Annotated in this window: 23 protein-coding genes and 1 pseudogene; 4 read left to right on the top strand and 20 right to left on the bottom strand. The window is 65.8% G+C overall.

Translation table 11 applies throughout. The annotated features are described in order from the left end of the window. Nucleotides 1–18 precede the first annotated feature (18 nt). The gene (locus D5041_RS17655) at nucleotides 19–924 is read left to right on the top strand and encodes an AEC family transporter (RefSeq protein WP_010100025.1); all 906 of its coding nucleotides are present in this window, start codon (nucleotides 19–21) and stop codon (nucleotides 922–924) included. On the opposite strand, the gene queG is transcribed toward D5041_RS17655, so the two are convergent. Then, nucleotides 890–1,969 (bottom strand): tRNA epoxyqueuosine(34) reductase QueG, encoded by a 1,080-nt coding sequence (gene queG / locus D5041_RS17660; RefSeq protein WP_010100026.1) that lies wholly within the window; start codon nucleotides 1,967–1,969, stop codon nucleotides 890–892. The two genes, D5041_RS17655 and queG, sit on opposite strands and share 35 nt — an antisense overlap. A 21-nt stretch (nucleotides 1,970–1,990) precedes the next feature. On the opposite strand from queG, the gene tsaE reads away from it, so the two are divergent. Then, nucleotides 1,991–2,512 carry a tRNA (adenosine(37)-N6)-threonylcarbamoyltransferase complex ATPase subunit type 1 TsaE gene (tsaE, locus tag D5041_RS17665; protein WP_029553987.1) on the top strand — a complete coding sequence of 174 codons (522 nt, stop codon included), beginning with the start codon at nucleotides 1,991–1,993 and terminating at the stop codon, nucleotides 2,510–2,512. Nucleotides 2,513–2,516: 4 nt separating this feature from the next. Beyond that, on the top strand, nucleotides 2,517–3,917 hold the full coding sequence (locus D5041_RS17670) for an N-acetylmuramoyl-L-alanine amidase (protein ID WP_265285359.1): 1,401 nt from the start codon (nucleotides 2,517–2,519) through the stop codon (nucleotides 3,915–3,917). A gap of 23 nt (nucleotides 3,918–3,940) precedes the next feature. Here D5041_RS17670 and D5041_RS17675 read toward each other — a convergent pair whose 3' ends face one another. From D5041_RS17675 to D5041_RS17685, 3 genes are read right to left on the bottom strand one after another with little or no spacing between them, the layout of a single operon-like run. Then, the gene (locus tag D5041_RS17675; protein WP_010100029.1) at nucleotides 3,941–4,258 is read right to left on the bottom strand and encodes a hypothetical protein; all 318 of its coding nucleotides are present in this window, start codon (nucleotides 4,256–4,258) and stop codon (nucleotides 3,941–3,943) included. Next, nucleotides 4,255–4,965, bottom strand: coding sequence for an AzlC family ABC transporter permease (locus D5041_RS17680; RefSeq protein WP_265285360.1), 711 nt, complete (start codon nucleotides 4,963–4,965; stop codon nucleotides 4,255–4,257). Before D5041_RS17680 ends, D5041_RS17675 begins: the two co-directional genes overlap by 4 nt. 4 nt (nucleotides 4,966–4,969) lie before the next feature. Further along, the gene (locus tag D5041_RS17685; protein WP_010100031.1) at nucleotides 4,970–5,236 is read right to left on the bottom strand and encodes a type B 50S ribosomal protein L31; all 267 of its coding nucleotides are present in this window, start codon (nucleotides 5,234–5,236) and stop codon (nucleotides 4,970–4,972) included. A 218-nt stretch (nucleotides 5,237–5,454) separates the two neighbouring features. Between D5041_RS17685 and D5041_RS17690 the strand changes: the two genes are divergently transcribed. Next, nucleotides 5,455–6,507 (top strand): extracellular solute-binding protein, encoded by a 1,053-nt coding sequence (locus tag D5041_RS17690; RefSeq protein WP_265285361.1) that lies wholly within the window; start codon nucleotides 5,455–5,457, stop codon nucleotides 6,505–6,507. Nucleotides 6,508–6,511: 4 nt separating this feature from the next. Here the strand turns inward: D5041_RS17690 and D5041_RS17695 are convergent, their stop codons facing one another. From D5041_RS17695 to D5041_RS17770, 16 genes and pseudogenes are all read right to left on the bottom strand, one after another. Next, nucleotides 6,512–7,339, bottom strand: a complete 828-nt coding sequence (locus D5041_RS17695) for a type II toxin-antitoxin system HipA family toxin (protein WP_265285362.1) — start codon at nucleotides 7,337–7,339, stop codon at nucleotides 6,512–6,514. A 182-nt stretch (nucleotides 7,340–7,521) separates the two neighbouring features. Next, nucleotides 7,522–8,271 (bottom strand): carbon-nitrogen hydrolase family protein, encoded by a 750-nt coding sequence (locus D5041_RS17700; RefSeq protein WP_265285363.1) that lies wholly within the window; start codon nucleotides 8,269–8,271, stop codon nucleotides 7,522–7,524. Next, complete coding sequence (locus D5041_RS17705) at nucleotides 8,268–8,834, bottom strand: 4'-phosphopantetheinyl transferase family protein (RefSeq protein WP_010100035.1); 567 nt, start codon at nucleotides 8,832–8,834, stop codon at nucleotides 8,268–8,270. Before D5041_RS17705 ends, D5041_RS17700 begins: the two co-directional genes overlap by 4 nt. 15 nt (nucleotides 8,835–8,849) lie before the next feature. Further along, nucleotides 8,850–9,621, bottom strand: a pseudogene (locus tag D5041_RS17710) (IS5 family transposase). Nucleotides 9,622–9,724: 103 nt separating this feature from the next. Next, nucleotides 9,725–10,282 carry a hypothetical protein gene (locus D5041_RS22185; RefSeq protein WP_407702297.1) on the bottom strand — a complete coding sequence of 186 codons (558 nt, stop codon included), beginning with the start codon at nucleotides 10,280–10,282 and terminating at the stop codon, nucleotides 9,725–9,727. A gap of 244 nt (nucleotides 10,283–10,526) precedes the next feature. Beyond that, nucleotides 10,527–11,297, bottom strand: coding sequence for a glucose 1-dehydrogenase (locus D5041_RS17720; RefSeq protein WP_265285364.1), 771 nt, complete (start codon nucleotides 11,295–11,297; stop codon nucleotides 10,527–10,529). 66 nt (nucleotides 11,298–11,363) lie between these two features. After that, entirely contained in the window at nucleotides 11,364–12,383 is a 1,020-nt protein-coding gene (locus D5041_RS17725; protein ID WP_407702298.1) for an ROK family protein, read from the bottom strand. Next, nucleotides 12,380–13,081 carry a ribulose-phosphate 3-epimerase gene (locus D5041_RS17730; protein ID WP_010100122.1) on the bottom strand — a complete coding sequence of 234 codons (702 nt, stop codon included), beginning with the start codon at nucleotides 13,079–13,081 and terminating at the stop codon, nucleotides 12,380–12,382. The genes D5041_RS17725 and D5041_RS17730 overlap by 4 nt, the downstream gene beginning before the upstream one ends. 38 nt (nucleotides 13,082–13,119) lie before the next feature. Next, nucleotides 13,120–14,637: a mannitol dehydrogenase family protein gene (locus tag D5041_RS17735; protein WP_265285365.1), complete on the bottom strand. Its 1,518-nt coding sequence runs from the start codon at nucleotides 14,635–14,637 to the stop codon at nucleotides 13,120–13,122. Continuing rightward, nucleotides 14,634–15,461 carry an alpha/beta fold hydrolase gene (locus tag D5041_RS17740; RefSeq protein ID WP_265258860.1) on the bottom strand — a complete coding sequence of 276 codons (828 nt, stop codon included), beginning with the start codon at nucleotides 15,459–15,461 and terminating at the stop codon, nucleotides 14,634–14,636. The genes D5041_RS17735 and D5041_RS17740 overlap by 4 nt, the downstream gene beginning before the upstream one ends. Beyond that, nucleotides 15,458–16,303, bottom strand: coding sequence for a sugar phosphate isomerase/epimerase family protein (locus tag D5041_RS17745; protein WP_265258861.1), 846 nt, complete (start codon nucleotides 16,301–16,303; stop codon nucleotides 15,458–15,460). Before D5041_RS17745 ends, D5041_RS17740 begins: the two co-directional genes overlap by 4 nt. Beyond that, the gene (locus D5041_RS17750; RefSeq protein WP_265285366.1) at nucleotides 16,303–17,379 is read right to left on the bottom strand and encodes a Gfo/Idh/MocA family protein; all 1,077 of its coding nucleotides are present in this window, start codon (nucleotides 17,377–17,379) and stop codon (nucleotides 16,303–16,305) included. The genes D5041_RS17745 and D5041_RS17750 overlap by 1 nt, the downstream gene beginning before the upstream one ends. Nucleotides 17,380–17,420: 41 nt before the next feature. Then, nucleotides 17,421–18,524, bottom strand: coding sequence for an ABC transporter ATP-binding protein (locus D5041_RS17755; RefSeq protein WP_265285367.1), 1,104 nt, complete (start codon nucleotides 18,522–18,524; stop codon nucleotides 17,421–17,423). 6 nt (nucleotides 18,525–18,530) lie between these two features. Next, nucleotides 18,531–19,436: a carbohydrate ABC transporter permease gene (locus tag D5041_RS17760; RefSeq protein WP_010100113.1), complete on the bottom strand. Its 906-nt coding sequence runs from the start codon at nucleotides 19,434–19,436 to the stop codon at nucleotides 18,531–18,533. Then, nucleotides 19,420–20,307 carry a carbohydrate ABC transporter permease gene (locus tag D5041_RS17765; protein WP_265285368.1) on the bottom strand — a complete coding sequence of 296 codons (888 nt, stop codon included), beginning with the start codon at nucleotides 20,305–20,307 and terminating at the stop codon, nucleotides 19,420–19,422. Before D5041_RS17765 ends, D5041_RS17760 begins: the two co-directional genes overlap by 17 nt. Nucleotides 20,308–20,393: 86 nt before the next feature. Next, entirely contained in the window at nucleotides 20,394–21,641 is a 1,248-nt protein-coding gene (locus D5041_RS17770) for an ABC transporter substrate-binding protein (protein WP_265285369.1), read from the bottom strand. Nucleotides 21,642–21,855: the final 214 nt, after the last annotated feature.

The following is a 21,855-nucleotide window of genomic DNA, read 5'->3' on the forward strand; positions in this document are numbered from 1 at the left end:
ATCCAGTATTCTCGGTGCGTGAATTACGCTCAACTCCTGCTCCCCGATTTCTCCCTCATCCTGTGCGGCTACCTGGTCTGCCGCTACACCGCGCTCGACCGGTCGGTGTGGCAGCCGGTCGAGGGTCTGGTGTACTACCTGTTCTTTCCCGTGCTGCTGTTCCAGTCCATCGTCACGAGCCCGGTGGACGTTCGCGCCACGTCGGGGCTGATCGCGGCCGGCATGCTCTCGGGGCTCATGGGCATTGCGCTGGCCTACAGCCTGCCGCACTGGCCCTGGGTCGGCAAGCACCTGGATGCGCGCGACCACGCCGCGAGCGCGCAGGTGGCGTTCCGCTTCAACTCCTTCATCGGCCTGGCCCTTGCCGAGCGGCTCGCGGGCGCCCAGGGCCTGCTGCTGATCGCGGTGCTGATCGGCGTGTGCGTGCCCCTGTTCAACGTGGCAGCGGTATGGCCCATGGCGCGGCACAGCCAGCTCAACTTTGCGCGCGAGCTGCTGCGCAACCCGCTGATCATCGCCACGGCCTCGGGGCTGAGCGCGAATCTGCTGGGCCTGCGGATTCCCGAATGGGCCCTGCCCACGGTGGGCCGCATCGGCGCCGCGTCGCTGGCGCTGGGGCTGATGGCCGCGGGCGCCAGCCTGCAACTGGGCCTGCTCACGCGGGGCAAGGCGCTGAGCGCGTCGGTGCTGGCGATCCGCCATCTGGCCCAGCCCCTGCTGGCGTTCGCCATGGCCCGGCTCTTCGGGCTCGACGCCGTGCAGACCACGGCGCTGCTCGCCTTCTCGGCCCTGCCCACCGCGTCCACCTGCTACGTGCTCGCGGCCCGCATGGGCTACAACGGGCCCTATGTGGCAGGGCTGGTGACCCTGTCCACCCTGCTGGGCGTGCTCAGCCTGCCGTTTGCCTTGGGTGTCCTGCGCTGAGCGCCACAGCGGCGGGCTCCAGCGCCCAGGCCACGTGCTCGCGCACCAATGGGCTCGCGTCCTGCGCGCGCCGCTGCAACGCGGCGCGCAGGGCGTCGTCGCCGGTGGCGCGCAGCGCGTTGCCCAGCGCCACGGCCACATTGCGCAGCCAGCGCTCGTGGCCAATGCGGTGGATCGGGCCGCCCGCGGTCATGCGCGCAAAGGTCGGCGCGTCCCAGGCGAACAGCTGCACCAGCTGCTCGCCCGACAGCCCCTCGCGCGCGTCAAAATCCGGCAGGCGGCTGAGCTGCGCGAACTTGTTCCAGGGGCACACGAGCTGGCAGTCGTCGCAGCCATAGATGCGGTTTCCCATGAGCGGCCGCAGTTCCAGCGGAATCGGCCCGGCGTGCTCGATCGTCAGGTACGCAATGCAGCGCCGCGCGTCCAGCCGGTGCGGCGCGACGATGGCCTGCGTGGGGCAGATGTCGATGCAGGCGCGGCAGCTGCCGCAGTGCGCCGTGGCGGGGGCGGTCTCGGGCAGGGCCAGGTCCACATAGATCTCGCCGAGGAAGAACATCGAGCCCGCCTCGCGGTTGAGCACCAGCGTGTGCTTGCCACGCCAGCCCTGCCCGCTGCGCGCGGCCAGCTCGGCCTCGAGCACGGGTGCCGAATCGGTGAACACCCGGTGGCCAAAGGGGCCGATGGCCTCGGCGATGCGCTCGCTGAGCGTGCGCAGGCGCGCGCGCAGCACCTTGTGGTAGTCGCGCCCCCGGGCATAGAGCGAGACCACGCCTTCGCGCGGGCGCGCCAGACGCCCCAGCTCGAAAGCCTGCCAGCCCGCGGCCGTGGTGCGCGGCAAATAATCCATGCGCGCCGTGATCACGCTCACGGTGCCGGGCACCAGCTCCGCCGGGCGCGCGCGCCGCAGGCCGTGCGCTGCCATGTAATGCATGTCACCATGGAAGCCCTGCGCGAGCCAGGCCGCCAATCCCGGCTCTGCGGCAGACAGGTCCACCCCGGTCACGCCGATTTGGGAAAATCCCAGCCCGCGGGCCCAGTCCTGCATGCGAGGAACGAGTTGAACGAATTGACTGCTGCACCCCATACCGGCCAGATTGTAGAAAGCGGCGCCCCGGGCGCTACCGCCGACCCCGTCCGCCATTTACGCTGGCGCAGCGAGGACGATACGCAGGCCCTGGCACGCCGGCTCGCCGCGCGGCCGCTGATCGGCAACGCCTACCTCAGCCTGCATGGCGCGCTGGGCGCGGGCAAGACCACGCTGGTGCGCCACCTGCTGCGCGCCCTGGGCGTGCAGGGGCGCATCAAGAGCCCGACCTACGCCGTGGTGGAGCCGCACGAGGCCCCGGGCCTGGCAATCTGGCATTTCGATTTCTACCGCTTCGACGATCCGCGCGAGTGGGAGGACGCGGGCCTGCGCGAGCTCTTTGCGCACCCGGGTCTGAAGCTCGCAGAATGGGCGGAAAAGGCCGCAGGACTCGCACCGCCCGCGGACCTTGCCATATCCATCGAAACCACCGAGGCCATGGAGAGAAACGTCACACTGCGCGCCCGGACCCCCACCGGCCGCAGCCTGCTGCAAGGACTCTGAGCACATGAACCCATTCCTCCCCGAAGCCCCGGTCCGCCGCGCCGTGCTGCGGGCCGCCGGCCTGGTGCTGCTGCTGGGCCGGCAGCAGATTGCGCGCGGCGCGAGCATCCTCGCGGTGCGCGTCTGGCCGGCGCCCGAGTATTCGCGCGTGACCATCGAGTCCGACGGCGCGCTGCGCACCCAACAGTTCTTCGTGCGCACACCGCCGCGCCTGGCGGTGGACATCGAGGGCATAGACCTCAGCCCTGCGCTGCGCGAGCTGGTGGCCAAGGTCCAGCCCGACGACCCGAACATTGCCGGAATCCGCGTCGGCCAGAACGCGCCCGGCGTGGTGCGCCTGGTGCTGGACCTGCGGCAAGCCGCCCTGCCGCAGGTGTTCGCCCTGCTCCCCGTGGCGGCGTACCGGCACCGGCTGCTGCTCGACCTGTACCCGGCCACGCCCATCGACCCGCTCGCAGGCCTGATCGCCGAACGCCTGCGCGATGCCCCCGCGCCGGCCGCCCATGCCCCCACGCCAGCGCCCACGGCCGAACCCGACCAGCTCGGCGAGCTGATCGCCCAACGCAGCAGCAACTCGGCCCCGGCCCTGCCGCTGCCGCTCGTCGCAGCAGCGGCGGCAGCATCCACCCCCCTGCCCTCCGCCGCGCCCCCGGCCCGCCCCGGCAAGCACGCCACGGAGACCGACCGCCTGATCATCGTGGCGCTGGACCCGGGCCACGGCGGCGAAGACCCCGGCGCCATCGGCCCCAGCGGCACGCGCGAGAAGGACGTGGTGCTGCGCGTGGCGCAATTACTGCGCGCGCGCATCAACGCGACCACCGTGGGCGGCAACCCGATGCGCGCCTACCTGACGCGCGACGGCGACTACTTCGTGCCCCTGGGAACGCGCGTGCAAAAAGCCCGGCGCGTGCAGGCCGACCTGTTCGTGAGCATCCATGCCGACGCCTTCACCTCCCCCGAGGCGCGCGGCGCAAGCGTGTTTGCACTGAGCCAGGGCGGCGCATCGAGCGCGGCAGCACGCTGGCTGGCGCAAAAGGAAAACCAGGCCGACCTGGTGGGCGGAATCAACGTGCAGCTGCAAAACCAGCACGTGCAGCGCGCCCTGCTGGACATGAGCACCACCGCGCAGATCAATGACAGCCTCAAGCTCGGCAGCGTGCTGCTGGGCGAGATCGGCGGCCTGGGCCGGCTGCACAAGCCGCACGTGGAGCAGGCGGGCTTTGCCGTGCTCAAGGCCCCCGACATCCCCAGCGTGCTCGTCGAGACGGCCTTCATCAGCAACCCGGAAGAGGAAAAACGCCTGCGCAGCAGCGCCTACCAGGAGCAACTGGCCGATGCACTGATGCGCGGCATCACCCGCTACTTCGCGAGAAACCCGCCGCTGGCGCGCAGCCGGTCGGTTTAGGGCCAAGCCCTTACCAGCGTTCCTCAGGCCTGCGCCGCCATCTGGGTCAGGACGTACACGACGGTGCCCGCAAGGGTCGTGAGCAAGAGCCCGAGGCGGGTCGAGAGTGTGATGATGCCGACGACCGCGATGGCGGCGATTGCCGCCACCGGCGCAGTGCGGATTTCCGTCAAGGCGATGTAGATGGCGAAGTTCAGGAACACCGCCATGGGCAGCACCCGTTCGAGGAGGCTGCGCGCCGTGTCGCTCAGGCGAAGCCGCACGAATACCGGCAGCACACGCACCAGCACACTGGTGGCCAGCAGGGCCACGATGGCCAAGCCATGCGAAGAGAGCGTCATGCGCCGGCCCTCCACAGCCGCCAGGAGCTGAAGGCGATGCTCGGAAGCCAGAACCAGACAGGGCCGAGCACGGCGAACAACAGCATCGCAGCAGCGATGCACAGGCCCATCTCTGCGAGGCGGCGGCGCCAGGGCGCCGCGATCCGCGGCACGCGCGCCTTGAGTTGGCCGAAGGACAGCACCAGCAATACGGCGCTGGCCGGAAAGCCGAGATTCATCCCGCCCGACAGGCTGCTGCGTGGGAGCAGGCCGGCAGCCAACACCCCGGCCAGGGTAGACAGCACCCATGCGCCGTAGATCGTCAGGCGGATGGCAAGAATGGACACGCTCGCGTCCTGCTCGTGCTCCACCGCATACGCCTCGTCGCCCAACAAATGCGCGAGGAAGGCACGACGAAGCGGTGCTCTCGGCAAACGCGAAGCGGTGACAAATGCGATCGGCACGTAGCGGCTGTTGATCGAGACCGCCACCAGCAGCATGGTCAGAAAGCCCTGACCCTGCGCTGCGAGCGGCAACAGCGCGAACTGTCCGCTGCCCGAGAAGCCGAGCACGCCAAAGAGCAGCACGTCCAGCGCACCCCAGTTCGCCTGCGCAGCGAGCACGCCGAAGAGCATGCCGACCGGCACGAGCGCCAGCCCCGTTGGGGTCGCGCGCACGAACGCGGCCCAGGCGCCTCCTGGCGTGCCGCCCGATGTTCGAGCCGACAAGGATTTATGCAGCAGCGCCCTTCGCCGCAGTCTTGCCGAAACGGTTGCGAAAACGCTCCACGCGGCCGCCCATGTTGTCCACCGACTTTTGCGTTCCGGTGTAGAAGGGGTGCGATTCAGACGAGGTGTCCAGTTTGAACAGCGGGTATTCCTTGCCTTCGAAGGTCTCGGTTTCCTTGGTGTTCACGCAGGAACGGGTGACGAACTTGAAGCCGTTGGACAGGTCCGCAAACAGCACTTCGCGGTAGTTGGGGTGAATGCCTTCTTTCATGATCGATCCTCGCCAAGTGCGGTAGCCGTGCCGAACCCGGGGCAACCTTTGCACCGTGGAGCATCCAGCGTACTTTCCGCAAAAAAAGCCCGCGATTGTAGCGCGACCGATCCATGCCCGAAGAAAATCTTCGGCGCAATGGCTTGGCGTCAAGCTTATTGAGAATAATTCGCGTTTGTCTTACCATCGCGGCGCCAACCACTCCGAAGGAACCCGCCATGCCCAAGACCGTGAAAGCCCTGCTCAGCGCTTGCGCCCTGCTCGCCAGCGCCGCCCATGTCCATGCCCAGGAACAGGTGCTGAACCTCTACTCGGCCCGCCACTACGCCACGGACGAAGCGCTGTACAGCGGGTTCACGCAGGCTACCGGAATCCGGATCCAGCGCGTGGACGCCGACGACGCGGGCATCCTGGCCCGGCTCAGGGCCGAAGGCGCGGCGTCCCCTGCGGACGTCATCCTGCTGGTGGACGCCACCCGCCTGCACAAGGGCGAAACCGATGGCCTGTTCCAACCCATACAGTCCAAGTTGTTGAACCACGCCATTCCCGCCAACTTGCGCAGCGCTCCGGCGGCCGACGGCGGCATTTCGTGGTTTGGCCTGTCCACCCGCGCCCGCGTGATCGTCTACAACAAGGTCAAGGTGCAGAAGTCGGACGTGGCCACCTACGAGTCGCTCGGCGACCCCAGGAACAAGGGCAGGCTGTGCATCCGCTCGGGTTCGCACCCCTACAACCTGAGCCTGTTCGGCGCCGTGACCGAGCACCTGGGGGAGCAGAAGGCCGAGGCCTGGCTCCAGGGCGTGGTCGCCAACCTGGCACGCCCCCCCAAGGGCGGCGACACCGACCAGATCAAGGCCGTGGCCGCCGGCGAATGCGATATTGCCGTGACCAATAGCTACTACCTCGCACGCATGATGCGCTCGACCAAACCCGAGGACATGGCCGCAGTGAACAAGGTGGGCGTGGTGTTCCCGAACCAGGAATCCTGGGGAACGCACCTGAACATCGCCGGCGGCGCCGTCGCCCGGCATTCGAAGAACCCGGCAAATGCCATCCGCTTCCTCGAATACCTGGCCAGCCCCGAGGCGCAGAACCACTTTGCCAACGGCAACAACGAATGGCCTGTGGCCCAAGGCGTGGAACTCGACAACCCCGCGCTCAAGGCCATGACCGCAGGCAAGCCGTTCAAGAGCGAAACCATCCCGATCAGCGCCGTGGGCGCCAACGCAGTCCGGGTGCAGCAAATGCTCGACCGCGTGGGTTTCCCGTAAATGCCTAGGCAACGCGCAATCTGGCATGGTTGCCGAGCACGGCGCCATGCACCATCTTGACCGTGGAAGAACGCAGGGGTAGCAGTTTGGCTGCCTGCAACAGCAGATCCGGTGTGATGCGCCCGAGCATTGCATCCAGGCAGCGGATGGCGACGTGGGTGGGCAGTCCGGCTTTCGCTGCCGCAGCCAGGAGGTGCTCGCGCGCAGGCGCTCTCCCTTCGCCCGCCACGTCCATGAAGTGTTCTCCGCGGTACCCGGCGTCATAGGTCAGATCGTAGGGCGGGGCAAGCAACCAGCGTCCATCGGCTTCGCGCATGAACGACAGATTCTTCGCGTGATCGTCCCGGTTGTTCATGAGCACATTGAATACGCAAATCCTGAAGGCCTTGACCAGTTCGCGCTGGTCCCGGGTGAGGCGGCGCGTTACCCGGAAGAAGTCCTCGTAGCTGACGGATGGCAGCCGGAAATCGGCATGCAGCAGTCCGGCAAGCGAATGCACATGCACCCGGGTGCTGCCGCGCCGGTCGAAACGCCGCGTGCCGAATGCCAGGCGGTCGCCGGGCAATTCAAAGAGATGGGTGGGAGACATGGCCAGGTCGCAGCCGCGTGCCAGGCGCGCATACAGTTCCTCCAAGGCGCAGCTATCCGGGGCATCGTCCGCACCGGCAAACTTCAGCAGCCATGGTTCCCCCCCGGGCACCTGGGACGCCCGGGTACTCACGGCCATGGTTTGGGGGTTGAAATGGACTTGGGCCTTGGGCCGGATGCCACCGGGCGAGCCCCCCGCGCGGGCGAGTTCGGCCAGGACAAGGTAGCCGTCGTCTTGCAGCACGGCCTGGACTTCACGGGCCAGTTCCAAATGGTGGAGGAGTTCGGACAGCGGTTCAAAGCCACTCTTCAAACACTTACCCCCCCGCTTGCGGACAGTTATGCAGGCACGATGGGTATCGTTTCAAAAGGTCCATCGTGGAGAAACGCTACGGACATACGGACATGACAGCGCAGTCGTTTTGTTTACTCAAGAGGCAGCCGCATAACACGACCTGTCCACTGTCCCGATGAACGTTCAGCAATGACAAGCTGCGCTCCCGTGCCAAGCGCAGCAGATACGCAATTGCCCTTCTCATCCCAGATGGCGCTCCTGCCTGCCACCTCGAATCCTCCGGTAGGTCCACCATGATTGGCCATCAGGACCGCATAAGCATGTTTGGCCGCATATGCGATCAACTGCGCCGAATCCTGATCATAGCCGCCGTTAGTAATCAAGCAACTAGCGGCATAGACATCTACACCGAGCGCACTGGCTGCGGCAGCGTGTTCCGGGTAGTTTGTATCAGCACATATTGCCAATGCGACTCCCATGGTTTCAAGGTTGGCAGCCCCCTCAGCACCAGGGTGAAAGAATAGATCTTCGCCAGGATGCAAGTGCTGCTTACAGTAGCTGGCCATGGTTCCGTCGGGCTTGATGACCAATGATGCGATGAAGAGCCGCCCATCCACCATCAGCGGGACGCCAGCGACGGCAACTACGTCTGCGCTCGCTGACGCGCGGCGCAATGCATCCAGGCGAGGAGATGTCATTTCAACGGAATGCGCACTTGCTTGTTTCCGATGATAGCCCGTCAGGGACAGTTCCGGAAAAACGAGCAATTTCACCCCTTCGCGGCCGGCCGCTTCGATGAAGCGGCCATGTTGAACAAGATTGGCATTGAAATCACACTGGTCGACAGTCTGAGCTGCGGCCATCCGGATGTCATTTTTCATGGATTGCGTCCTTCTTTAGTCGCAGACAATAAGATGCCCTGTGTCTCCCCCCGCCATACCAGCGCGCCGAGACATACTCGATTTACGATGGAAATGTCGATCATTGCGTAATCGCATCCGGAATTGATTCGCTGAAAAGTGTCCAAAGAAAAATCCGGAAAATCTAATTCTCCCAGATCCAGCTTCGACAGGCGATCCAGCGAACAACCTCCGAGCTTTACAATGGCTTCCTTGCGTACCCATTGTCGCGCAACATACAATTGCTTTAAACTTGCCCCATCGGAGCTGGTCGCAGGCAGTTTATTGAAGATTTCCAGTTCTGCATCGCAGAGCACATTCTCGGAAAAATCGGAATCGACCGGGATAGATCTAAGTGTTTCGACATCCACACCAATATCAAAAGTCGATACTGCTGCCATGACGATGCCATTCTGATGGCTCCACGAGACGGATAACTCCGGGTGTGAGGGGAAAAACGGTTTACCATGTCCTGGCCGATTGCAGTCGACGCAAAATTGTTCGATCGAAACGCGCGCGGGAGGCAGCCCGGTCACCTTACCCATGGCTAGGGCCTGTCATCAATTGAGCCAGACGACCGAAGCGGCGAGATGAACAGCGCCGAGGAAATTGCGTGCAGTTTTGTCATAGCGAGTGGCGATGCAGCGGTATTGCTTGAGCTTGGCAAAGAAGTTCTCGATCAGATGGCGTGCTTTGTACAAATGCCGGTCGTAGTCACGTTGGTCGTTGCGCTTACTGCGTGGCGGGATCACGACGGTCTTGCCTGCCTTGAGCAGTGGCTCGATCACCCGATCCTGGGCGTCATAGGCCTTATCGGCCAAGATTGCATCTGCTTGTATGTCTTTGAGCAAAACGTCAGCTCCTTGGAGGTCGTGCGCCTGGCCAGGCGTCAGGAGAAAGCCTGTGGGATTGCCAAGCGCATCGACCGTGGCGTGGATCTTGGTACTTGCTCCCCCACGACTGCGACCTATGGCTTGGTTTTCTGGCGTCCTCCCTCTTTTTTTTTTGCCCCTGCGCTGTGCTGATGGGCTCTAACAATGGTCGAATCGATCATCACGTACTCGTTGTCCCGGTCTTGCGACAAAGTCTTGAAGATGCGCTGCCAGACATCCGTTTTGCTCCATCGCGAATGGCGCAGATGTACTACCCGAAAATCTCCGAACCGCTCGGGCAGGTCGCGCCACGGGATGCCCGCACGGTATCGGTACAACACCGCCTCAACGCGAACAAGCGGTTATCGCGTGCCGTCGCCCCAACGTGCCCCTCGCGCCCCGGCAGCATGTCTTTGATGCGCTCCCATTGGTCTTGCCTCAGCGCGTACCTGTGGTTCATCAGCCTTCCTTTGTCATCGTGTTCCGAGTTTAGCGCCGGAGTGACTTCAATTGATGACAGGCCCTAGAGCTTGCATCATGTGGCACTCCGCAATGTCTCAGGATCACGCTGGCAACTTGCTCTGGACGGGTCCGACAGAAGAAGTGCCCACCGATGCTCCTTTGCTTGTCCGGATGCTGACTCGGCGCTTGGCGCATCTGCACCCTGATCGTTCACGCTTGCCCGAACACGTTCTGTCTGCTGTCCCGTCAGCCTGGATTGACTCTGGGGAGTGCTTTGCGGCCTTGCCCGACAGGCGCTTGTCTATCACCTCCACCGTCCGCAGGGCGCGCGTGACGCGTTGCTCGCGCTCTGCGGCGGCAGGCTGGCGCGCCGCACGCACGCGGCGCGTCCCAGCACCCGGGTTGTCATCGAGTTCCTTCCTGAGCGCTTGAACCTGAGTTTGAGCTTGCTCCAGCAAGTCCTTCAAGGTCTCGCGGCGCCTGAAGTCAAGGTCATAGGCTCGCAGTTCGACCTGATTGCACACCGGGCTTTGCACGCGGGGTATGCTTTTGAGCGCTCTTGGTTTCGGGGCCGTTGTGCTGTCGGGCGAAAACATCAGGTTCTCAAACAAGGTGTCCGTGTGTCCGCTCGATCCGGGTTTGGTGGTGGTGCTGAGCATGTCAAAAGAAAAGCAATATTCGTACCAATATATCTTCACAGGCTCTGAGGGCAAATGCAGCCCTTACACTTCCCTTTTCAACCCGATCAATCCACTCGAGCTGCCCCAGAGTCACATCCCTCGTTCAGACTCGTACCTGAATTGGAAAAGACTTAGAGAAAATCGGCGCTGCGGGCAGAGGGAGGCCCAACGGAGAATGCCTGGCGCAACAGGCAGCCGAGTTCGCCCCCATGCTCCGAACCCTTCAGCTCAGCACGTTGCCTCCACACACATTCAGCGTCTGGCCCACGATGTACTCGGCGTCGTCCGAGGCGAGGAACGCCGCTGCCGCCGCGATCTCCTGCGCAGTGGCCAGGCGACCCTTGGGAATCGCGGCACGGACTTGGCGTGTTTTTTCACCGATCGCCGTGTTGTCCAGGCGGGCATACATCGCGTCCACGGACTTCCACATGGGTGTGTCCACGACGCCCGGCGCGATGGCGTTGACACGGATGCCCTGCCCAACCAGCGCCAGTGCCGCGGACTGCGACAGGCTGATTGCCGTCGCCTTGGTGGCCGCATAAATCGCTGAATGGACCTCGCCGCGCCGGCCAGCCTGCGATGCGATGTTCACGATCGCACCGCGCCGGCCGGCGGCCACCATCTTTCTTGCGACGGCCTGCATGGCGAAGAAGTAGCCCCGGACATTGACTGCGAAGAGGCGGTCGTAGTCCCGTTCCGTGATGTCCAGGAACGGCTCCATGCCGAAGACTCCGGCGTTGTTCACGAAGACATCGATGCCGCCGGCAACGGTGCAGGCCCGCTCGACCATCGCCGCAATGGAAGCGGATGCGGTGACGTCGACCTCGATGCCAAACGCTCCGTGCGCCAACGACGCCGCGGTCGCGTCTGCTGCACGCAGCGACATATCCGCGATCGCCACCCGCGCGCCTTCCTCGGCAAAGCGGTGTGCAATGGCCTTGCCGATGCCGCTGGCTGCGCCAGTCACCAGAATCATCTTTCCTTTGAATCGCATGTTGAGTGTGTCCGTTTGAGGTGGAGGAATCCATCGGGGGTCTGTCCGCGTGGATGGGGGGATCGTTCACGGCTTGCCGCTCCGGGGAAGGACGAGGCAAGCCGCGCCGACGACGCCGGAGTTCTGGCCAAGCTGGGCGGCGACCACGGGGACCGCGCAAAAGGCTGGCAGGGCGCAGGCTCGAACGTGCGCTTCGATCCCCGGGTGCAGGAGATCGAATCCATTCGACACGCCGCCGCCGATGACGACGGCTTGCGGGCTGAACAGGTGCAGCAGATTCACGATGCCCATCCCCAGGAACTCGGCTTCCCGGGCGACGAGCTGCAAGCCCAATGCGTCGCCTGCGCGGGCAGCTTCCATCACGTGCCGCGCAGTCACTGCCGGGCCATGCCGCAACAGATCGCTGCCTGGCACCTCTGCCGCGAGCCTGCGCGCGAGCTCACCGAGGGCGCTGCCCGAGGCCTGCGCCTCCCAGCAGCCCCGGTTCCCGCAACTGCACGGCGCGCCTTGCGCGAGGATGGTCATGTGCCCCAGGTGCGCGGCAAGGCGGCGGCGCCCGCGCAGCACCCGGCCGTCGGCAATCACACCGCCGCCGATGCCGGTGCTCACCGTGACGTAGACGAAGTCGCTCAGCCCTCGGCCGGCGCCGAAGCGCCATTCGCCAATGGCCGCAGCGACACCGTCGTTCTCCAGCGTGACGGGAAGGTCCAGCGCCTCGCGCAACCAGGCCACGATCGGAATGTCCACCCACCCCGGCAAGGTCGGGATGCCGAGAACGACGCCCGCCTCGCTGTCCAATGGACCCGGCATGCAGACGCCAACGCCCGCAAGTGACGCCGGACCCGCTCCTCGGCTGACCTCGGCGAAGAGCTGCCGAATCTGCCGGACAACGGCCCGCGGCCCACCCGCAGCGTCCGTCGCGGTCGCGGTGCGCGCAAGGACGGCGCCCTGCCCGTTGACAAGGGCTACGCGAATCTGGGTTCCGCCCATATCGACCCCGACGGCCAAGTCTCCGTGGCGTGCGGACTCAGCATCTCTTGGCATGCTCAGCGTCACCCGCGAACTGGAAGCCAACGCAGCGCTCATTGCGCCGCAAGCCACTGCATGCGCGCCGCCAAGTCCGGGTCGCCGAAGGCCAGCGACCCCAGCACCACGGCCTGCGCGCCAGCGGCACGCAGGCCGGGGACGGTCTCGTGGCGAATTCCGCCATCGGCGACGACGACGACGCGATGGCCGACGTCCGCACGACGCACCAGCTCGCGCACTTCCTTCAAGCGCTCCAGCGCGTCCCCATGCAGCCCCCGGCCCTTGACGCCGATCGGCGTGCCGAGCAGGGTCAGAAAGTGGATCTGTCCGATGTACGGCGCGAGTTCGGACACGGGCGTCTCGACCTTGAGCGCCAGACCGGCGAGGATTCCGCGCCGCCGGATTCGATCCAATGCGCCGCTTGCCACGCTCGCGCACTCAGCGTGCAGGGTGATGGCGTCGGCCCCGGCGTCTGCAAACTGGTCAATTTGCGCTGCGAGGATCGCATCGCCCACCATCAGGTGGACGTGCATGGGCAGGTCGCTGGCGGCACGGACCCGCGCTGCCAGGTCCGGGAAGAACAGGAGGGCCGGCGCGAAATGCCCGTCGGCCACATCGACGTGCAGCACGTCGGCGCAGGGACGGATGCGTGCGAGCTCTTCGCCAATGCGCAGCAGGTCCGCGGACCACACGGAGAATTCGGCGATCAACCGATCGTCGGGCAGGCGATGGAACCAGTTTTCGCAGGGGCTGTTCACGGTGCAATCTCTTCGTTTTCGGTGCGGGGGGCGGGGGACTACCGGTCGGCGAGCAAGGCATCCAGTGCCTGCCGCGTACCGCTTTTCTCGATGGCATCGGAGGCCGCAAGGAACGCGCTGGCAAAGCGCATGTCGTCGTAGAGACGCAGTGCCCGAAATGGCGTCGTGCGCAGAACCGCCAGGGGGTCCGTGCCCTGGAGCAAGGACTGCCGGTCCTCTTCGCTCAGCTGCGGCTCGTGCACTGCGAACGCCAGGCCCTGGTCGTCCACCCCCTTGAAATACCGCTGGAAGCAGGCCAGGAAGAAGGCCGCACGCCGAATGTCGCTCCCCGCATCGACCAGCGCACGCAGCGTGCTGGAATGGAACACCGGGATCTTGGATACGCCGTCGTGGGCGATTCTCGGGAGTTGATCCGCCACCGCGGCGTTGTTGAAGCGGCTCAGCACCTGTTGCTTGTAGGCGTGCAGCGACACACCGGCAGGCGCCTGGAGCAGCGGGATCACGTCCAGGCTCATGAATCGATCGAGCAGGTTCGCGAGCCGCACGTCCTGCATGGCCTCGTGGACGAGCCGATATCCGCACAGCAGCGCCGGGTACGCGAGCAGCATGTGCGAGGCATTCAGCAACCGGCCCTTGATGCCCTCGAATGCGGGGACGTCCGCGCGCAACTCGACGCCGACGGCGCCAAAATCCGGACGCCCGGCGCCGAAGCGATCCTCCATGACCCACTGCGTGAAACGCTCGCCGACGACGTGCAGCGCGTCGTCGATTCCGGTGCGGGCATTCAGTTGCTGCCGCTGCGGCGCAGGCACCCGCGGTGCGATGCGATCGACCATGCTGTTGGGAAACGATGACTTCGCGTTGATCCACTCGGCCAGTTGCGCGTCACGCGCCCGGGCAAACGAGACGACGGCCAGTCGGGTCGTGTCTCCGTTGTGCCTCAGGTTGTCGCAGGAGACGATGGAAAACGGCGCCACCGAGGACTCCATGCGCCGCCGCAGCGCCTCCACGATGAAGCCGAAGGCCGTGCGCGGCGGGTTGCCCGCGAGGTCCGATGCGACGTCGGGCGTGTGCAACGCGAACGTGCCCGAGGCCTCGTCGATGTTGTAGCCGCCCTCGGTAATCGTCAGCGAGACGATGCGCAGCGCCGGATCGGACAACTTCCGGAGCACCGCATCGGGATTGCTCGGCGCGTGCAGGTATTCGATCATTGCGCCGATGACCCGGCTGCTGACCGCGCCGTCCGGTGCAAACTCGCTCAGGGTGTAGAGGCCATCCTGCCGTTTGAACGCCTCTGCCTTGGCCCGTGCGGCGGGCGTGTCGCCCAGACCGATGCCACAGATCGCCCAGTCCTCGTGGCCGGGCCGGTGCAGACAGCGATCCACGTAGAGCGCCTCGTGGGCGCGATGGAAATTGCCCACGCCGATGTGCGCGATGCCGGCCCGGAGGCGGCTGCGCTCATAGGCCGGAGCCGCCACTGCGGCCCCCAGTGCGCCCAGGGTGGCGTTGGAGAGCGGGGTCAGCCGGCCTGTGCCGACGTGCGTTTGCGCGTTCACGATGGGACCTTTTGCATGAATGCCGCCAGCGCGGCGTGCATATCCCGGAGATACGCCGCGCGGTTGACGGACTTGGGGGTGATCTCGACGAACTCGGAGCGCGCCAGCAACCCCGCCAGGCTGCGCGCCAGGGCCAGGGGATGGATGGCGTCGGCTGCGTGGCCCAGCACCAGCGCCGGCACGTCGAGGGCGCGCACCGCGTCCTCGCTCACGCCGGGGCCGTCCGCCGCGATGCGCCTGAGCAGCTCGGCGGTGGACGCCTGCGGCGCGCGCGCGAAGAAGCCGCGCAGCGTCGCCAGGTTGTCGGGCGCTTCGGCGGCCAGCCGCCGCGCCGTGGCACTGTGCTCGAAGAGCGCCCGGGCGCGTTCGGCAGGCGCGTGCGCCAGCAGTTCGGCGACCTCGGCGTTCGGCCGCATATTCATCGGATGGGCCGCGGTGACCCAGGCCGGACGCGCGAGGATCAGCGCGCGCACCAGTTCCGGCCGGCGCACTGCGATGCGCAGGGAAAGCGCTGCACCCATCGAAATACCGCCCAGAATGACCGGTGCGAGCTGGCGCGCTTCGATGAGTGCGATGACGTCGTCGGAGAAGCGCGCGATGGAGAGGTCCCCGGGCGAGCCGATGGGCGACGCGCCATGGCTGCGGCATTCGAGCGTCAGCAGGCGAAACCGGTCGTCGTCGGGGAAGACCTCGGCGGTCTGCTGGGCGCTGCCGCACAGGCCGTGCTGCAGAACGACCGGCACGCGGCCTCGCACGGCGTCGTAGTAGGCGAGGTCCAGCCCCCCTTGCGTCAGCCAGCGGCGTTCGAGTCGATCGAACTTCATGCCTGCACCCGGATGCCGGCCTCGCCGAGCACGCGCTTCAGATACGTGGCCACGCCCGGCGCCTCGGCGGCGCAAAGGCCGTGTGTGATCAGCGCACCGTCGAAGCCCACGGCCTTGAGCCGGGAGAGGTAGTGCGGGTAGTCCAGAACGCCGGTGCCTGCCGTGGCGAAGCTTCCGTCGCCGTGGCGGTCCTTCGCGTGCCCCATGGCGATGCGGTCGGCCAGCAGGTCGATGGCCGCGGCCACGGTGCTGCGCTGTTCCTGCGGGGTGGCGCGCTCGAACAGGTTCGCCGGGTCGAGCACGATGCGCAGGCGCGCGCTGCCGAGCTGGTCGATGAGCGCGCGCGCACGCGGTGCCGAATGGACGACGTTCGCCAGCTCCGGCTCGATGCCGAGGTGCAGCCCGTACGCTTCGGCGATCGCGATGGCCTTTTCCATCGACTCGAGCAGGTCCCGCCACGCCTGCGGCGTGCCGTTGTCCGGGTGGCCGCGCCATGGATCCTGCGCATCGCGCGTCCCGGTGCACAGGGTGATCAGCGCCGTCCCCAGGCCGGCGCAAGCCCGCGCCAGGGTCTCCAGCCGCGCGTGACCGGCGGCGCGCACCTTCCGGTCCGGGTGAATCATGTTGTAGGTTCCCGAGACCGCCACGATCTCGACGCCCGTCTGCCTGGCAGCCCGCGCGACCCGCGGCGCCACGTCCGCTCCGATGGCCTCAGGCATCGCGGCCAGTCCCGAGCAGACCATGTTGTATTGCGCAGCCGTGAAGCCCGCTTGCGCCGCGGCGCTCAGGACCGTCGCCGGATCGCTGCCTGCGAAGGTCCTGGAAAAGATGCCAAGGCGCATCACACGCCCCCTTGCACGTCGGCCAGCCGGACGCGCCGGCCGGACTCGGCGCTGCGCGCGATGGCCACCATGGCGCGCACCGACTCGACGCCGTCGCGCACGTTCGCGCCGGTCATGGGGGCCGCGTGCAGGATCACGTCGGCAAAGCCCTCCACCTGGCGCCGGTAGAAGTGGCCGTCGGCGCCGAGCGGGCGGCGCGTCGTGGCGTCCTTCTCGTGGAAGATCTCCACGTCGCTGCTCCTGTAGTACCAGGGGTTGTAGGTTTTCGCGATCACGCTGCCGTGCTCGCCGTAGAGCTGAAAGCCCTCGTGCCAGTCCATGCGCACGGCCACGGTCAGGTCCAGGTGCCCGAGCGCGCCGTTGGCGAACTCGGTATCGACGAACCAGCAGCGCGCAGCGCAGCGCTCCGACAAACGCGCCTGCACCGCCACGATGTCACCGGCCAGGTAGCGGGCCGTGTCCACCAGGTGGCAGCCGTGCGCGAGCATCAGGTAGCGCCGCATATCGGACTTCGGGTCCTGCGCCGGCCTGCGGCGCGCGGCGCTATGGAGCATCAGCGGCTGTAGCGCATCGGTCATCGTGTAGCGGTGGGTCGAGTCGCAGTACCAGGCCTTGAGCGCGAGCAACGAGCCCATTTCGGAGTCGATGAAGGACTTGGCGGCTTGCAGCCCTGCGTCGAAGCGCTTCATGTGGCCGACCTGCAGAACCTGGCCGCTCTTCGCGACCGCCTCCTGCAAGGCCCGTGTTTCTTCGACCGTCACGCCCAGTGGCTTCTCGGACAGCACGTGCTTTCCGGCCTGCAGCGCCAAGATGGAGGCCGGCACGTGAAAGGCGTCGGAGGTCGCGACGATCACCGCCTCCAGCTCGGGGTCGGCGAGCATCGCGGCGTAGTCGGCGTAGCTACGCTGCGGCGCATGGATCGCGACCATGCGCTCGCGCAGTTCGTCGGCCACGTCGCAGATGGCGTAGAGATCCGCGTTGCGGGCCTTGGTGCAGCTCTCAAAATGCGCTGCCTGCGCGATCGGCCCGCAGCCGAGTACCCCTACGCGCAAACGACGTTCTTCCTTCTTCGACATGGTGTGGTTCTTTCTCGCTGGGTCGCGCGTTCCGGCGTTCCTCACTGGACGCTGACACCCGTTGCCCGATCGAAGACCAGCGCCTTGCTCAGGTCAACGCCAAAGTCCACGTCGCTGCCAACGCAGACACGCGCGTCGGCCGGCAGGCGGACCATCACCTCGTGCGGCCCCAGGCGCAGCGCGGCATACAGATCAGGCCCCGTGGGCTCGAGCACGTCCACCGCCGCGCGCAGGCCGACGTGGGTGTCCGGCAGCGCCGCGCCGCACAGGAACCATTCGGGACGCAGGCCGAACAGCACCGGCTGTCCCGCTTTCAGCGCCGCGGCGCCCCGCGCCAGATGCGCGGGCATCCGGATCAGCGCGTCGGTGCCGTCGATTCTCAGGTTCAGCTTGCCGCCGGCTGGCTGCACCGTGGCCGGAAGCAGGTTCATCGACGGCGACCCCATGAAGGTCGCGACGAACGTGTTCGCCGGCCGGTCATAGATGTCCGACGGCGTGCCGAACTGTTGCACGACCCCGTCCTTCATGACGGCGATGTGCGAGGCCATGGTCATCGCCTCGATCTGGTCGTGCGTCACGTAGATGGTGGTCTTCCTCACCCGCTGGTGCAGGCGCTTGATCTCGGTGCGCATGTCCACGCGCAGCTTCGCGTCCAGGTTGGACAGCGGCTCGTCGAACAGAAAGATCTTCGGGTCGCGCACGAGCGCCCGGCCCATCGCCACGCGCTGCCGCTGGCCGCCGGACAACTGCTGCGGCTTGCGCTCGAGCAGGTGGCCAATCTGCAGCAGCTCGCTGACCTGCCGGACCTTCTGCGCCTGCTCCTGCGCGGACTGGCGCCGCATGCGCAGCGGGAACGCGATGTTTTTCGCGACGCTCATCGACGGGTACAGCGCGTACGACTGGAACACCATCGCGATGTCGCGCTCCTTCGGCTCCAGGTTCTGCACCGAGCGACCGTCTATCGAGATGCTGCCGCTGCTCAGCGGCTCGAGCCCTGCGACGATGTTGAGCAGCGTGGACTTGCCGCAGCCCGACGGGCCAACGAGCACCAGGAAGTCGCCGTCGTCGATCGAGAGGTTGACGTCGGACAGGATCCCGACGCTGCCGAAGCGCTTGCTGACGTTTTCAATCTTCAGGGAAGCCATGGTTGCCTATCCTTTGACGGCTCCGGCCATCAGGCCGCGAACGAAAAACCTGCCTGCGGCGATGTAGACGAGCATCGTGGGCAGCGCGGCGATCATGGCCGCGGCCATGTCCACGTTGTAGGCCTTGGTCCCGGTGGAGGTGTTCACCAAGTTGTTCAGTGCCACCATGAGCGGCCGCGATCCGGGCCCGGAAAAGGAAGCGCCGAACAGGAAGTCGTTCCAGATCGACGTGAACTGCCAGATGATCGACACGACCGCGATCGGCCCCGAGATGGGCACGACCACGAACAGGAAGATCGACCAGAACCCCGCCCCGTCGATGCGCGCGCAGCGAATCAACTCATCGGGTATGGCGACGTAGAAGTTGCGAAAGAACAGCGTCGTGAACGCAATCCCATACAGCACGTGCACCGCGATCAGTCCGCTCATCGTGCCCGCCAGGCCGACCAGGCCGAGCAAGCGCGCAGCCGGGATGAGCACGATCTGCAAAGGGATGAAGCAGGAAAACAGAAACAGCACGAAGACGACGTTGTCGTACCGGAAGCGCCACTTGGTCAGCGCATAACCATTGACCGCACCCACGCTCACCGAAATCGCCACGCTGACCAGGCACAGGACGATCGAGTTCCAGAAATATCCCTTGAGGCCCTGGCAGTCCACGGCGATGCAGGCGCCGGACCAGGCGGCCCCCCAGGCGTCGAGAGACATTGCACGCGGCGGACTGAGAATCGTGCTGCCTTCGAACGGCGCCATGCCGAGGATCTCGGGCATGGTCTTCAGCGAGGTGAACAGCATCGCCACCAGCGGGACCAGAAAGCCGAACGCCGCGAGAACGAGCACCGCGTACAGCGCTATCCGCGCAACGCGCAGGCGCAGGCGCTGCGGCGCTGCGCCGTCAGTGACGCGGCTCATGCTTCAACTCCGATACGAGGTAGGGGACGACGATCGCCGCGAGGGTGCAGAGCATCACGACCGCGCTCGCCGACCCGAGCGCCATTTCGTTGCGCGAGAAGGTGAACCCGTACATGAAGGTGGACGGGAGCTCGGTTGCGTAACCCGGTCCGCCGCGGGTCAACGCGATGACCAGGTCGTAGGACTTGATCGCCAGGTGCGCCTGCACCACGAACGCCGTCAGCAGCGCCGGACGCAGCGCGGGAATGATCACATGGCGATGAATTTGCAGGCCGCCGGCGCCGTCGATCCGGGCCGCCGAGATGATCTCCGCGTTGATGCCGCGCAGCGCCGCGAGGAACAACGCCATCACGAAGCCCGACGCCTGCCACACTCCGGCGATCACGACGCAATAGATCGCCATGCGCTCGTCCTTGATCCAGTTGAAGCGAAAGCCCTCCCAGCCCCAGGTCCGCAAGGCGCGTTCGAGCCCGAGCTCGGGCGACATGAGCCACTGCCAAGCCACGCCGGTGACGATGAACGAAATCGACATCGGGTAGAGGTAGATCGACCGCAGGAATCCCTCCGCGCGCACCCTCTGGTCGAGCAGAATCGCCAGCCCGAGCCCGAGGACCGTCGTGAGTGCGACGTAGAGGATGCTGAAGACGAAGAAATTCTCGACCGCAACCAACCACCGCGGATTCGCCCACAGCCTCTCGTATTGCAGAAAGCCGACGAAGCTGCTCAGCTTGGGCAGCATCTTTGAACCCGTGAACGACAGGACCGTGGTGAACGCGATGAAGCCGTACACGCCGATCGTGATGAGCAGCAGGCTGGGTCCGAGCGCGAGCTGGGACATGTGCTGCTCGAACCACCGGGATTGCGTTGACATGGGGATGCAGGCCTTGGCAGCAGCGCGGTGGACTCGACGTGCCACGGTGGCACGCCGGTATGCACCGCGCCGAAGGAGTCAGAGCATTACCTGGCCGCCACGACGGCCTTGGCGAGCGCCTCGGCCGCGTCCTTCGAGGACATGTCGGAGTTGAAGTGCTTGGTGATCACGTCCAGGTAGGCGCGCTGCATGGCTGCCGGTTGCGCATGGCCGTGCGCCAGCGAACCGTAGACGTGGTTGGCCGCTGTTGCCGCCTTCAAGTCGGCGGCCGACTGCTTGCCGCATGCGTCGAACTTGTCCATCGGGACGTCGCTGCGCGCCGGGATGGAGCCCTTCGCCAAGTTGAAGGTTTCCTGGAACGTGGGGTTCATCACCGCCGAGGCCATCGTGAGCTGCATCGCCCGGCGGTTGCCGCCCACCTTGAACATCGCAAAGAAGTCGGTGTTGAACAGGAACGATCCCTGGGTTCCGGGCGCGACGATGCACAGAACCTCCTTGCCCGGGGTCCCCTTGGCGGCGATCAGTTCTCCCTTGACCCAATCGCCCATGAGTTGCATGGCGGCATCGCCCTTGATGACCATCGAGGTCGCCAGGTTCCAGTCGCGTCCGGCGAAGTTGCGATCCACGTAGCCGCGCAGCTTGCGCATCTGGTCGAAGACCTTGAGCATCGTGGCGGACTTCATCGACGCGGGGTCGGCCTCGATCACCGCCTTGCGATAGAAGTCGGGCCCCCCCAGGCCCAGCACGACGCTTTCCCAGGCGGTGGCTTCCTGGAACGGCTGGCCGCCCATGGCCAGCGGCAGGATGCCCTTGGCCTTCAGCTTGTCGGCCGTGGCATTGAATTCGTCCCAGGTGGTCGGCGGCCTGAGACCGTTGTCGTTGAAGATTCTGGCGTTCATCCACAGCCAGTGCGGCCGGTGGATGTTCACCGGCACCGCGACGTACTTGCCTTTGAACTTGGCAAAGCGCTGCAGGGCTGGCGGGATGGACCGGTCCCAGTTCTCCTTGGTGGCGACTTCCGTCAGGTCGCTGAGGAAATCTTCGTTTGCCCAATCGACGACGGCCATGCCCAGGAACTGCGCCGAAGTCGGCGGATTGCCCGCGACGGCACGCGCCCGCAGCGCGGTCATCGCGGCCTCCCCGCCTCCGCCGGAGACCGCCATATCGATCCACTGGATGCCGCGCGACTCGAGGTCCTTCTTCAGAACGCCGATCGCGGCACCCTCGCCCCCCGACGTCCACCAATGCATCACTTCGACGGACTGCGCGCTTGCCGCGGCAGAACCGAGGGTGCATGCAGCCACTGCCGCGATCCTGATCACATTCCATTTCATGGCGCTTGTCTCCTGCTTTGGTCATGGGGGACCACCCGTCCATCCAGGCGCCGAGCATTGATCGGCTGGTGGACGTATTTTGTTTGTTTCCAAAACAAATATAAGACGATCGCGCTGAAAATTCTCCAGGTAAAAACCCGCGGACATGCGGCGCCGTCCTTGCAGGGCCTGGCCCCTGGGCTGCCGGGTGCCGCAGGTAAACTGCCCGGTCCCG

The organism is Verminephrobacter aporrectodeae subsp. tuberculatae (assembly GCF_026127385.1).
GTDB lineage: Bacteria > Pseudomonadota > Gammaproteobacteria > Burkholderiales > Burkholderiaceae_C > Acidovorax > Acidovorax aporrectodeae.

Excerpts from the sequence above, each read along its gene's own strand:
- queG (WP_010100026.1), bottom strand. The coding sequence starts at position 1,969 with ATGCAGGACTGGGCCCGCGGGCTGGGATTTTCCCAAATCGGCGTGACC.
- D5041_RS17670 (WP_265285359.1), top strand. The coding sequence starts at position 2,517 with ATGAACCCATTCCTCCCCGAAGCCCCGGTCCGCCGCGCCGTGCTGCGG.
- D5041_RS17675 (WP_010100029.1), bottom strand. The coding sequence starts at position 4,258 with ATGACGCTCTCTTCGCATGGCTTGGCCATCGTGGCCCTGCTGGCCACC.
- D5041_RS17685 (WP_010100031.1), bottom strand. The coding sequence starts at position 5,236 with ATGAAAGAAGGCATTCACCCCAACTACCGCGAAGTGCTGTTTGCGGAC.
- D5041_RS17690 (WP_265285361.1), top strand. The coding sequence starts at position 5,455 with ATGCCCAAGACCGTGAAAGCCCTGCTCAGCGCTTGCGCCCTGCTCGCC.
- D5041_RS17700 (WP_265285363.1), bottom strand. The coding sequence starts at position 8,271 with ATGAAAAATGACATCCGGATGGCCGCAGCTCAGACTGTCGACCAGTGT.
- D5041_RS17705 (WP_010100035.1), bottom strand. The coding sequence starts at position 8,834 with ATGGGTAAGGTGACCGGGCTGCCTCCCGCGCGCGTTTCGATCGAACAA.
- D5041_RS22185 (WP_407702297.1), bottom strand. The coding sequence starts at position 10,282 with ATGCTCAGCACCACCACCAAACCCGGATCGAGCGGACACACGGACACC.
- D5041_RS17720 (WP_265285364.1), bottom strand. The coding sequence starts at position 11,297 with ATGCGATTCAAAGGAAAGATGATTCTGGTGACTGGCGCAGCCAGCGGC.
- D5041_RS17725 (WP_407702298.1), bottom strand. The coding sequence starts at position 12,383 with ATGAGCGCTGCGTTGGCTTCCAGTTCGCGGGTGACGCTGAGCATGCCA.
- D5041_RS17740 (WP_265258860.1), bottom strand. The coding sequence starts at position 15,461 with ATGAAGTTCGATCGACTCGAACGCCGCTGGCTGACGCAAGGGGGGCTG.
- D5041_RS17745 (WP_265258861.1), bottom strand. The coding sequence starts at position 16,303 with ATGCGCCTTGGCATCTTTTCCAGGACCTTCGCAGGCAGCGATCCGGCG.
- D5041_RS17750 (WP_265285366.1), bottom strand. The coding sequence starts at position 17,379 with ATGTCGAAGAAGGAAGAACGTCGTTTGCGCGTAGGGGTACTCGGCTGC.
- D5041_RS17755 (WP_265285367.1), bottom strand. The coding sequence starts at position 18,524 with ATGGCTTCCCTGAAGATTGAAAACGTCAGCAAGCGCTTCGGCAGCGTC.
- D5041_RS17760 (WP_010100113.1), bottom strand. The coding sequence starts at position 19,436 with ATGAGCCGCGTCACTGACGGCGCAGCGCCGCAGCGCCTGCGCCTGCGC.
- D5041_RS17765 (WP_265285368.1), bottom strand. The coding sequence starts at position 20,307 with ATGTCAACGCAATCCCGGTGGTTCGAGCAGCACATGTCCCAGCTCGCG.
- D5041_RS17770 (WP_265285369.1), bottom strand. The coding sequence starts at position 21,641 with ATGAAATGGAATGTGATCAGGATCGCGGCAGTGGCTGCATGCACCCTC.